The sequence below is a fragment of the Luteococcus japonicus genome, assembly GCF_003752415.1.
Taxonomy (GTDB): Bacteria; Actinomycetota; Actinomycetes; order Propionibacteriales; family Propionibacteriaceae; genus Luteococcus; species Luteococcus japonicus.
Genome location: NZ_RKHG01000001.1, coordinates 3,389,199 through 3,401,163 on the forward strand (window position 1 = coordinate 3,389,199; position 11,965 = coordinate 3,401,163).

Below are 11,965 nucleotides of genomic sequence, written 5' to 3' on the forward strand. Positions count from 1 at the left end.
GTGACCACTCCTTCTCCGGCCGCCGCCAGCCTCGCCCCCGGGGGCCTGGCCCTCGACGAGTCATCCGCTCCCCGCAAGGTCGTCGCGGCCTGGAGCGCCTACGACTTCGGGGGCAATGCCTTCAACACGGTGATGCTGAGCTTCGTCTACTCCGTCTACGTCACGGGCACCGTCGCGGCCGACAAGGCCCACGGGCAGGTGGTCTGGTCGAACTTCCAGACCGCCGCAGGCCTGGTGCTGGCCCTGCTGGCCCCGCTGATGGGTGCCTGGGCGGACCGGGTGCGGCGCCGCCGGCTGATGTTGGCGGTCTCGACGCTGGTGACCGTCTCCGCGATGGCGGCCTGCTTCTTCGTCCGGCCGGAGAATTCCTACCTGTACCTGGGCGCCGGACTGCTGGCCTTCGCGAGTGTCACGCAGGACATTGCCGGGGTCTTCTACAACGGGATGCTGCCGCACGTGTCCACCCCGAAGACCGTCGGACGGATCTCCGGCACGGCCTGGGCGCTCGGCTACTTGGGTGGCGTGGTCTGCCTGGTGCTGGCGCTGTTCGGCTTCATCCTCAAGGGCGGCATGCTGGGCCTGCCCACCGATGACGCCTTCAATGTGCGCTGCGTGGCCCTGCTGTGTGCGGTCTTCATGCTGGCCTTCAGCCTGCCCATCATGCTGATGGGGCCCGACGGGGAACCGCGCGAGGGTGAGCCCTTCCGCATCGGCGCTGCCTATCGGGACATCGCCCGACGCCTCGCCGGGATGTGGTGGCACGAACGGGGCCTGCTGCACTTCCTGGTCTCGGCCGCCATCTACCGAGACGGGCTCAACGCCGTCTTCGCCTTCGCCGGGGTGATCGCCGCCACCGCCTACGGGTTCAGCAAGGAGGAGGTCATCTACTTCGGGTTGGCCGCCAGCGTCTCCGCCGCCCTGGGCACCTGGCTCTTCGGTCGTCTCGACGACAGGCTGGGGCCGAGGCCGGTGATCCTGGCCAGCCTGTCCGCCATCGTCGCATTGGGGTTGGGCATCGTCGTCGCCAACCGGGCAAGCGTCTTCTGGGTGGGCGGCATCCTGATCAGCTTCCTGGTGGGGCCGGTGCAGTCGGCCAGCCGTACCCTGCTCACCCGGATCATCCCGGCGGGGGAGGAGAACGAGACCTTCGGGCTCTACGCCACGGTTGGCCGGGTGGTGAGCTTCATCGCCCCCGCCCTGATCGGGGCCTTCACCGCGGCCTTCGGGGTCCGGTGGGGAATCATGGGGATCGTGGTCACCCTGATGTTGGGCCTGGCGGCGTTCTGGCCGCTGCGGATCGACGGGGTCACCCACCGCCAGGCCCGCTGAGCGTCAGTAGACGTGGGCGAGCTTGCCGGAGTCCACGTCGTAGATGAAGCCGCCGATCTTCGTGCGGGGCTTGATCGCTGGGTGCGTCTTGAGCAGGTGCACGTCGAAGTCCAGCGTGCGGTCCTGGTCCGGGTTGGCCCCGAAGGTCATACCGCGCAGGTCCATCTTGCTGGACTCGATGATCTTGTCCGCCACCTCGGCATCGGTGCCGGAAGCCATCGCACACCGGGTGTGCTGCACCACCATGATGCGGTTCACGTTGAGCAGGTGGGATCCCACGATGCAGCCGGTGAGCACGTCCGGGGTCACCCGACCGCCGGGGCTGCGCAGGATCTTGGCGTCCCCCAGCTTCAGGCCGAGCATGCCCAGTGGTTCGATGCGCGAGTCCATGCAGGTGATGACGAGCACGCCGGCCTTGGCGATGCCGTCGAACCCGCCGTCGGAGAAGGTCTCGGCGTAGAGGTCATTTGCTTCCAGGAGGTCGTTGAAGTCACCCATGGAGGGAAACCTACCGCGCGACGAGGCGTGCCGGACAGTCATCTCGCCCCGTCCGGCACGGCTCGGTCAGATCAGGGTGTCCTGACCGTCCTGGTCGTGCGCGTCGCCGCTGCTTGCGGACTCGGCCAGCTCGTCCTGGCGTTCGTCGGCCTGCTCCGCCGCAGCATCCGCACTGACCCGCAGCCCGAGCGTGCGGGTCGAGACCGCGGCGATGGGCTGCAGGGTCGGCGTGCCGGACCCGTCGCGACGGCCCGTGGCAGGCGGCAGGTCGATGGCGGCCCCGCTGCCGGCGGCGGCGACGGCCGGATCGGGTCCCACCCAACCCAGCACCAGCGCATCCTCTCCCCGCAGGAAGCGGTGGCAGCGCACGCCGCCGGTCGCACGGCCCTTGGCAGGGTATTCGTCGAAGCTGGTGACCTTCACCGAGCCCACCTCGGTGCCGGGAATCGCGTCGGAGGAACCGGAGACCGTCACGACCACCGCGTCGTGGGTCGGGGTCGCGCCGAACCAGATGGCCTTGGCGTCCTTGCCCAGCTTGATGCCCGCCACGCCACCGCCGGAGCGGCCCTGCGGACGCACCAGCGAGGCGGGGAAGTGCAGCATCTGCGCATCGGAGGCGACGAAGACCAGGTGGTGCGAGGCGTCGGTGAGTTCCACCGCACCCACCAGCTCGTCCTTGTCGTCCAGCCGGATGACCTCCCACGAGTCCTTGTTCAGCACCTCGGGATTGACGCGCTTGACCACGCCATTTCGCGTGCCCAGCGCCAGGCCAAGGGAGTCCTCACGCAGGCTGGTGAGCCCGATCGGCTTCTCGCCCTTCTGGAAGGCGTAGAGCTCGCCGGCCCGCGATCCCCCCTTCAGGTTGGGAGAGGAGGCGGTGGGCACGACGGTGGGCAGTTCGATGGCGCGCGCCTTGATCAGGCGGCCATGGTTCGTGATCACCCCGAAGTCGGCATGGCTGGTGGTGCGGATGGCGCTGATGATCACGTCGTGCTGGGCCCGGCCGCCGCCGATGCTGATCTCGTCGGCCGTGTCCATCCGGGCCATCAGCCCGGCGGAACCCATCATCACCCAGCAGGGCTCGTCGGGGACCTCCAGCGGGGTGGCGCTGGAACTGGTGACCTCACCGGAGGAGGCCAGCAGCACGGTGCGCCGGGGATCTCCGTAGGTCTTCGCGACGGCGACCAGCTCGGAGCTGACCAGGTCGCTGAGCACCTCGTGGTTCTCGATGATCTCGGTGAGGGCCTTGATGGTCTCGTTGAGCTCGTCGCGTTCCTTCTCCAGTTCGATGACGCTGAACCTGGTCAGGCGGCGCAGCGGGATGTCCAGGATGTCATTGGCCTGCACCTCGGTCAGCTCGAAGGCATCCATCAGGCGCTCGCGGGCCTGCCCGGCGTCGTCGGAGCTGCGGATGATGGCGATCACGTCGTCGATGTCGACGATGGCCAGCAGGCGGCCCTCGACGATGTGCAGACGGTCGGTGGCCTTGCCCAGCCGGAACTGGGTGCGGCGCAGGGTCACGTCGAAGCGATGGGCCAGGTAGACCTCCATCAGCTCCTTGAGGCCCAGGGTCCGCGGCTGGCCTTCGACCAGAGCGACATTGTTGATGCCGAAGGAGTCCTCCAGCTTGGTGCTCTTGTAGAGCTGCTGCAGGATTGCCTCGGGATTGATGCCGTTCTTGACCTCGATCACCAGACGGGTGTGGTTGTTGATGTCGGACAGGTCCTTGATGTCCGCGATGCCGGTGAGCTTCTTGTTCTGCACAAGGGTCTTCACCTGCTCGATGATCTTCTCCGGGCCCACCGCATAGGGAAGCTCGGTGACCACGATGCCCTTGCGGCGCGGGGTGACCTGTTCGATGCGGGCGGTAGCGCGGATCTTGAAGGTGCCGCGGCCCGTGGCATAGGCATCGGCGATGCCGTCCAGGCCAATGATCTTGCCGCCGGTGGGAAGATCCGGGCCGGGGATGAAGCGCATCAGCTCCGGCAGGTTCGCATCGGGGTGCTTGATCAGGTGGCGCAGGCCCTGCACCACCTCGGCCAGGTTGTGCGGTGGCATGTTGGTGGCCATGCCGACGGCGATGCCGGTGGCACCGTTGACCAGCAGGTTGGGGAAGGCCGACGGCAGCACGGAGGGCTCGTCCTGCTTGCCGTCGTAGTTGGGCTTGAAGTCGACGGTGTCCTCGTCGAGGCCGCCGGTCATCGCCAGTGCGGAGGGCGCCATCCGGCACTCGGTGTAACGCATGGCGGCCGGTCCGGCGTCGAGGGAGCCGAAGTTGCCGTGCCCGTCCACCAGCGGCAGGCGCATGGACCAGGACTGGGCGGTGCGCACCAGGGCGTCATAGATGGCGGTGTCACCGTGGGGGTGCAGCTTGCCCATCACCTCGCCGACGACGCGGGCGGACTTCACGTGGGACTTGTCCGGGCGGATGCCCATGTCGTCCATCGAGTAGAGGATGCGGCGCTGCACCGGCTTGAGGCCGTCGCGGGCATCGGGCAGTGCACGGGCGTAGATCACCGAGTAGGCGTATTCCAGGAAGCTGGACTCCATCTCGCTGGAGACGTCGACGTCGATGATGCGCTCGGTGAAGTCCTCATCGGATTCGTCGGTGGGACGGTTCTTCCTGGCGGCCAAGGCGGGGTGCTCCTTCAATCAACGGACCCCACATTGTCTCCGATCAGGGGGTGGGCGGCGAATCAGGCTCGCCGGAGCCATCCAGGACGGCCTTCAGCTTGGGCCACAGGGCATCGCCGTCGGGGGCGCGGACCTCCGGCGCCTTGTCCGGGCTCCACGTCACATGGTCGTCGTCGGCGAGCACCGTGGTGGAGCCGTGGGCCAGCACCTGTTCGGTCATGGACAGCTCGCGGATGGCGATGGCGCGCACCCGGTCCGGCTGCAGCTCGGCGAACTCTGCGTAGAGACCGGGATCGTGCTGGCCGTCGTCGCCCACCAGTACCCACTTGACCTTGGGGAAGTCCCGCGCGAGTTCCCGCAGGGACTGGCGTTTGTGGTCCGGGCCGCTGCGGAACCAGCCGGTATTCGTCGGGCCCCAGTCGGTCAGCAGCATGGCGCCCTCGGGGAAGCCATGACGGTGCAGGAAGCGGCTCAGGAAGGCGTGGGTGTTCCAGGAGCCCGTCGAGACGTAGATCACCGGGGCACCGGGGTGTTCCGACAACAGCTGCTGGTACATCCTGGCCATGCCGGGCACGGCCCTGCGTCCTTCCTCGGTGACGACGAAGGAGTTCCAGGCCGCGATGAACAGGCGGGGCAGGGAGGTGGAGATCACGGTGTCGTCCAGGTCACTGACAAGGCCAAAGGTCTCCTCGGCGGAGAAGACCTGGATCGGCACCTGCTTGGTCCGGCCGCCGGAGATGACCACTTCCGCCTGGTGCAGACCCGGCTGCAGGCCCTCGGTCCGCAGACGCACGTCCACATAGCCGCCGCGGTCCGCGCGTACCTCGACGCTGGAGCCCTTGAGCTTGACGGTCACTTCTGCGCGCGGCACCGGGGCTGCGACGAAATTGCGCCAGCCACGCTGGCTGAGGAAGGAGTCGGCCGCCATGCCCAGGTGGGTCTGGGGCTCCGCAGGGCGCAGCACGATCCGGGCCAGAACCCGGACATGGTCCGTGGTTCCGTATCCGATGAAGGGAATCACGCTGGGCCGCCAGTGCGCGTCCTCCAGCCGCGCATTCACGCGTCGCATCACGATTTCCTCCGCGCGGGCGCCGATGAAGGGTCTGGTCGACATGCGACCGACTGTACCGACATGGGACCATGGTCGGGTGAACCCGACCGCGATGCTGCCCTCCGACCTGCGACAAGAGATCGATGCCTGTGGCTATTTCCCACAGTTCATCGAGGACTCGGTGGCACTGGCCCTGGGTGACGAGCAGGTCACCAGCCACCTGGTGCACCACGAGGCCAGCTTCGCCAATGACGAGATCTCCCGTCATGTCACCGTGATCGTCGTGACCGGGACGCGTCTGCTGGTGGTCCACACCGACGACGGCCCGGCGGTCGACGCCCTGGGCCGGCCCAGCCCTGCGGGGCGCGCGATCACCTCCTGTGAGACGATCCCACTGGCCAACCTGAAGCAGGTGTCCTTGTCCCGGGCGGTGTCGAACCCGCAGGACTTCGGCGCGCCCGGTTCCGAGGTGGTGGAGACCTGGTTGACGCTGGGCTGGGGAACGATGCGCCGGATGGACCTGGAGCCGGCTGCCTGCCCGGACCCCACCTGTGAGGCGGACCACGGCTACACCGGCACGGTGGTCGGGGACGACATCACGATCCGGATGAGCGCCGCCGCGGACGGGGCTGACAAGGTGGGGCGCCTGGTCGCCTTCGCCACGGGTCTCCAGCGCCTGCTGGGGAAGTGACCGGCACCACACCATGAGGCTGCCCGACGAATTCGTCCTGCCCCGGCACGGACACTCCACCCTCAGTGACCTGCTGCCCGCCATCGGCGCCCATCTGGGCGTTACCGGCTGTCTGGACGACGCGCTGGGCCTGCCGTCGACGAGTCGTTATGTGGTGCTGCTGGTCGACGGCCTGGGTCACCACCTGCTGCGCGGCAGCCTGCGCCACGCCGGCTACTTCAGCGAACTCTTCGGCGACACGATGACGCTCACCAGCGGCGTCCCGTCCACCACGGCCACCTCACTGACCTGTCTGGGCACCGGGCTCGAACCCGGCCAACACGGGATGGCCGGTTACTCCTTCCTTGATCCCACCGGAAGTCACGCCATGAATGCGTTGACCTGGGAGGGCGGACCCCCGGACCCGGTGGCCTTCCAGCCACGCCAGACGATGTTCGAACGGGCGGCTGCGGCCGGAGTTGAGGTCAGCGCCGTGGGCCCCGCCCGCTTCGAGACCTCCGGCCTGACCACGGCGGCCCTGCGCGGCCCCGACTTCAGGGCGGCCGACGAGAGCGCCCACGCAGACCGGATCGAGGTGGCCGTCGAGGCCAGCCGTCTGGGCGAGCGCAGTCTGGTCTACGTCTACGAACGCAGCCTGGACCACACGGGTCACGGCAAGGGCGTGGCCTCGCGGCAGTGGCTGGAGACCCTCGGTGCGGTGGACAGTTTCGCGTCCGAGCTGCGCGAGGCCCTGGATGACGAGGTCTGCCTGTTGGTCACCGGTGACCACGGCATGCTGGACGTCCCCCCGGAGCGTCACGTGCTGGTGGAGGACCACCCCGCGCTGCTTCGTGGCGTGGAGCTCTTCGCCGGAGAGGGACGCCTGAGGCAGTTGTGGGTGGCCGATGCCGGGGGTCCTGGGCCGGAACGGGTGGCTCGGCGCTGGGCCCTCGAACTTGGCGAGCGCGCACACGTCGTCACCCGCGACGAGGCGGTGGCCGACGGCTGGTTCGGGCGGGTGGATGACCGGGTACGCAGCCGCTTCGGTGACGTGCTGGTGGCTATGCGTCAGGACTGGGCCGTGATGTCGCGAGCCCTGGAACGTGAGCTCTCCTTGGTGGGCCAGCACGGCTCGCTGACGGAGCAGGAGATGATGGTGCCCTTGCTGGTGGACCACCCGGCAAGCTGGTGAGAGGAAGGCGAACGGTGGCGGATCTGGTCTTCTTCACGGGACCCATGGACTGCGGCAAGTCCACCCTGGCGCTGCAGATGGACTACACCCAGAGCAGTCATGAACGGGTGGGTCAGTTGTTCACCCGCTTCGACCGTGCTGGCGCGGCGGTGATCACCAGCCGCATCGGGCTCTCCCAACCGGCCATCGAGGCCGGTGACGACTTCGACTTCTGGGAGCACGTCGTCGGGCACCTCACCTCCGGTGGCCGTCTGGACTACCTCATCTGTGACGAGACGCAGTTCTTCGTGCCGGACCAGATCGACCAGCTGGCCCGGATCGTAGACGACCTGGGCATCGACGTCTTCGCCTTCGGCATCCTCAGTGACTTCAGGACCGAGATGTTCCCGGGATCCAGGCGCCTGGTGGAATTGGCCGATCGTGTCGAACAGCTGCAGGTGCAGCCGCTGTGCTGGTGCGGCGCCCGGGCCACCCACAATGCCCGCACCATCAATGGTGTGATGGTCGTGGAGGGCAGTCAGGTCGTCGTCGGTGACGTCGCCGGCTCCCACACCGATGACGTGCCCACCGTGCGCTACGAGGTGCTGTGCCGCAAGCACCACCGCCAGCAGCTCACCAAGGCCCGTTCCGGGCAGGAGCTGCATCCGGACCAGTTGCCCTTCGAGAACCAGGAGAAGTGATGGAGCCTCTCGTCAGCGCGGAGGAACTGGCCGGCCTGTTGGCCCAGCCGGGAAGCCTCGTGGTCATCGACGTCGGATACCAACTGGGCCAGCCGGGCTGGGGACGTGAGCAGTACCTGGCCGGCCACATTCCCGGCGCCCACTTCGTCGACGTCGAGACCGAGCTGTCGTCGCACCGCAGCGACGGGACCGGTGGACGTCACCCGCTACCGGAGCCAGAGGACTTCCAGCGCGTCATGCGCCGCTGCGGGGTGGACGCGGACTCGACGGTGGTGGTCGTCGACCAGGAAACGATGCTGTCGGCCGGCCGGTTGTGGTGGCTGCTACGCCATCACGGGCACGGCGCGGTCCGGGCCCTCAACGGGGGGATGCGCGCCTGGACCGGGGCCGGGGGAGTGGTGAGCACCGTCGAGCCCGAGGCAGCCAGCGGCGACTTCAAGGCCAACCCCGGAGGGCTGCCGACGGTGGACGCAGAGCAGATCCCCGCGCTGCTCGCGGCGGGAGGTCGCCTGGTGGACGTGCGCGCCGCCGAGCGCTTCCGCGGTGACAGTGAGCCGATAGATCCCGTTGCCGGGCACATTCCCGGTGCCACCAATCTGCCCGCCTCGCAGCTGATGGCCCCCGACGGTGGTTTCCTGCCCGTCCAGGTGCTTCGTGAGCGGCTGGACGGGCTGCGCCCCGGTGACGCCGTGAGCTGTGGTTCGGGGCTGACGGCCAGTCAGGTGCTGCTGGCTGCGGATGCCGCCGGTCTTGCCGATGTGGCGCTGTACCCGGGATCGTGGTCCGACTGGATCACCGATCACAGTCGACCCGTGGCGACGGCGAGTCGGGCGACCTGACAGACTGGAGCCCGAGAGCACCCCACGGCTTTATGCAAGGCCACCACTGTGACAAAAGTGCCACGCCGGTGGAAGATGGAGGTGGCGTCCGCCCGAGGTGTTGGATGCCACGTGACGAGAAAGGACACAGCGTGATTCCACGCGAGGAACCCGGCCCCATCATCAACGGCCTGCCGACCAACCTGCCGGATGCAGATCCGCAGGAGACCTCCGAGTGGCTCGAGTCCCTCGACGGCATCATCGACGCCGAGGGCCGCAACCGCGCCCGCTACGTCATGCTCAAGCTGCTGGAGCGCGCCCGCGAGCGCCAGATCGGCGTCCCGTCGCTGACCAGCACCGACTACGTCAACACCATTCCGGCCGAGACCGAACCCGCCTACCCCGGCGACGAGGACCTCGAGCGCGGCTACCGTCGCCTGCTGCGCTGGAATGCCGCCATGACGGTGCACCGCGCCCAGCGTCCCGGCGTCGGCGTCGGTGGCCACATTGCCTCCTATGCCTCCGCGGCCACCCTCTACGAGGTGGGCCTCAACCACTTCTGGCGTGGCCAGGACCACCCCGGTGGCGGCGACCAGATCTTCTTCCAGGGTCACGCCAGCCCCGGCATGTACGCGCGCGCCTTCCTCGAGGGTCGCCTGTCCGAGACGGACCTGGACGGCTTCCGCCAGGAGAAGAGCCACATCGTCGACGGCCAGATCCGTGCGCTGCCGTCCTACCCGCACCCGCGCCAGCTGCCCAACTTCTGGCAGTTCCCGACGGTGTCCATGGGCCTGGGCCCGATGAATGCCATCCACCAGGCGCAGTTCAACCGCTACCTGCACAACCGCGGCATCAAGGACACCTCGCAGCAGCGCGTGTGGGCCTTCCTCGGCGACGGAGAGATGGACGAGCCCGAGTCGCGCGGCATGCTGCAGCTGGCCGCCAATGAGAACCTCGACAACCTGACCTTCGTCGTCAACTGCAACCTGCAGCGCCTCGACGGCCCGGTGCGTGGCAATGGCAAGATCATCCAGGAGCTGGAGGCGCAGTTCCGTGGCGCCGGCTGGAATGTGATCAAGGTGATCTGGGGTCGTGGCTGGGATCCGCTGCTGGCCAGTGACACCGAGGGTGCGCTGGTGAACCTGATGAATGCCACCCCCGATGGTGACTACCAGACCTTCAAGGCCAATGACGGCGCCTACGTGCGCGAGCACTTCTTCAACCGTGATCCGCGCACCGCGGCGATGGTGGCGGACTGGAGCGACGAGGAGGTCTGGAACCTCAAGCGCGGCGGTCACGACTACCAGAAGGTCTACGCAGCCTACAAGAGCGCCACCGAGTTCACCGGTGCTCCCACCGTGATCCTGGCCCAGACCATCAAGGGCTACTTCCTGGGCACCCACTTCGCGGGCCGCAATGCGACCCACCAGATGAAGAAGATGGCGCTGGACGACCTCAAGGGCTTCCGCGACCGTCTGCAGATGCCGATCACCGACGCCCAGCTGGAGGAGAACCCCTACCAGCCGCCGTACATCAACCCGGGTCCGGAGGATCCGCGGATCAAGTACATGATGGAGCGTCGCCGCGAGCTGGGTGGCTTCATCCCCGAGCGTCGGCACAGCCCCAAACAGGCCCTGGCGCTTCCGGAGGAGAAGGCCTACGCCGGTGTGAAGAAGGGTTCGGGCAACCAGCAGATCGCCACCACGATGGCCTTCGTGCGCCTGCTCAAGGACCTGATGCGGGACAAGGCCTTCGCGCCGCACGTCGTCCCGATCATCCCCGACGAGGCCCGCACCTTCGGCATGGACTCGTTCTTCCCGACGATCAAGATCTACAACCCGAACGGGCAGAACTACACGCCGGTGGACCACGAGCTGATGCTCAGCTACCGCGAGGCCACCAATGGCCAGATCCTGCACATGGGCATCAACGAGGCCGGTTCGATGGCGGCCTTCACCGCGGCCGCCACGTCCTACTCCACCCACGGCGTGCCGATGGTTCCGATCTACATCTTCTACTCGATGTTCGGATTCCAGCGCACCGGTGACTCCATGTGGGCCGCCGCCGACCAGCTCGGCCGCGGCTTCCTGATCGGCGCCACTGCCGGCCGCACCACCCTGACCGGCGAGGGTACCCAGCACATGGACGGCCACAGCCCGCTGCTGGCCGCCACCAATACGGCAGTCAAGTCCTATGACCCCGCCTATGCCTACGAGATTGCGCACATCGTCAAGCGCGGTCTGGAGGAGATGTACGGCGAGGACCCGAAGGACGTCATCTACTACCTGACGGTCTACAACGAGCCCATCGTGATGCCCAAGGAGCCGGAGGGCATTGACACCGAGGGCATCGTGAAGGGCATGTACCTGCTCAAGGAGGGCAGCTTCGAGGGCGTCGGCCAGGACGCACGCCGTGCACAGCTGCTCTCCTCGGGTGTCGGTGTGGCGTGGGCGCTGGAGGCCCAGGAGCTTCTGAAGCGGGACTTCGGTGTCGTTGCCGACGTGTGGAGCGTCACCAGCTGGGGCGAGCTGCGTCACGACGGCCTGGCGTGCGACGAGCACAACTTCCTCCACCCCACCGAGGAGAAGCGGGTGCCCTACGTCACCCAGTGCCTGGAGGGACGTCCCGGCCCGGTGGTCGCGGTCAGCGACTACATGCGCCAGGTGCAGGACCAGATCGTCAACTGGGTGCCGGGTGACTTCGTCAGCCTGGGTGCCGACGGATTCGGTTTCTCCGACACCCGCCAGGCAGCCCGTCGCTTCTTCCACATCGACGGACCGTCGATGGTCGTGCGGACCCTGCAGCAGCTGGCCGCGCGGGGCGAGGTGCCCGCAGAGTGGCCGCTGCAGGCAGCCGAGAAGTACAACCTGCTCGACGTGAATGCCGGAACCTCCGGCAATGCGGGTGGCGACGCCTGACCTGAGTCGTGCTCCCCGAGCTTGTTCCGGGGGGATGGTGCCCGTTCCTCCGCGTGGAGGAGCGGGCATCGTCGCATTCTTGGCGGGGCCCACTACCACCTGCACCGGGTGATCTGGCAGGCTTGTGCCCATTGGACGTGCTGGGAATGGGTCCCGGCCAAGCAGGAAAGTGGGA

The 11,965-nt window shown here is 67.7% G+C and carries 9 protein-coding genes; 6 read left to right on the top strand and 3 right to left on the bottom strand.

Annotated features, from left to right (window positions below):
* Positions 1–1,329: an MFS transporter gene (locus EDD41_RS16150; protein WP_170165411.1), complete on the top strand. Its 1,329-nt coding sequence runs from the start codon at positions 1–3 to the stop codon at positions 1,327–1,329.
* Positions 1,330–1,332: 3 nt separating this feature from the next.
* Here the strand turns inward: EDD41_RS16150 and EDD41_RS16155 are convergent, their stop codons facing one another.
* From EDD41_RS16155 to EDD41_RS16165, 3 genes are all read right to left on the bottom strand, one after another.
* Positions 1,333–1,827 (bottom strand): beta-class carbonic anhydrase, encoded by a 495-nt coding sequence (locus tag EDD41_RS16155; protein ID WP_123576668.1) that lies wholly within the window; start codon positions 1,825–1,827, stop codon positions 1,333–1,335.
* Between the two features lie 66 nt (positions 1,828–1,893).
* The gene (locus EDD41_RS16160) at positions 1,894–4,461 is read right to left on the bottom strand and encodes a DNA gyrase/topoisomerase IV subunit A (RefSeq protein WP_245995691.1); all 2,568 of its coding nucleotides are present in this window, start codon (positions 4,459–4,461) and stop codon (positions 1,894–1,896) included.
* A gap of 43 nt (positions 4,462–4,504) precedes the next feature.
* Positions 4,505–5,389, bottom strand: coding sequence for an App1 family protein phosphatidate phosphatase (locus tag EDD41_RS16165; RefSeq protein WP_245995780.1), 885 nt, complete (start codon positions 5,387–5,389; stop codon positions 4,505–4,507).
* Positions 5,390–5,624: 235 nt separating this feature from the next.
* Here EDD41_RS16165 and EDD41_RS16170 point away from each other — a divergent pair, with 235 nt between their 5' ends.
* From EDD41_RS16170 to aceE, 5 genes are all read left to right on the top strand, one after another.
* Positions 5,625–6,203, top strand: a complete 579-nt coding sequence (locus tag EDD41_RS16170; protein ID WP_123577208.1) for a DUF5998 family protein — start codon at positions 5,625–5,627, stop codon at positions 6,201–6,203.
* A 13-nt stretch (positions 6,204–6,216) separates the two neighbouring features.
* Positions 6,217–7,374 carry an alkaline phosphatase family protein gene (locus tag EDD41_RS16175; RefSeq protein WP_123576670.1) on the top strand — a complete coding sequence of 386 codons (1,158 nt, stop codon included), beginning with the start codon at positions 6,217–6,219 and terminating at the stop codon, positions 7,372–7,374.
* Between the two features lie 14 nt (positions 7,375–7,388).
* Entirely contained in the window at positions 7,389–8,054 is a 666-nt protein-coding gene (locus tag EDD41_RS16180; protein WP_094764925.1) for a thymidine kinase, read from the top strand.
* Complete coding sequence (locus EDD41_RS16185) at positions 8,054–8,893, top strand: sulfurtransferase (RefSeq protein ID WP_094764926.1); 840 nt, start codon at positions 8,054–8,056, stop codon at positions 8,891–8,893. The genes EDD41_RS16180 and EDD41_RS16185 overlap by 1 nt, the downstream gene beginning before the upstream one ends.
* A gap of 104 nt (positions 8,894–8,997) precedes the next feature.
* Positions 8,998–11,790, top strand: a complete 2,793-nt coding sequence (aceE, locus tag EDD41_RS16190) for a pyruvate dehydrogenase (acetyl-transferring), homodimeric type (protein WP_094764927.1) — start codon at positions 8,998–9,000, stop codon at positions 11,788–11,790.
* Positions 11,791–11,965: the final 175 nt, after the last annotated feature.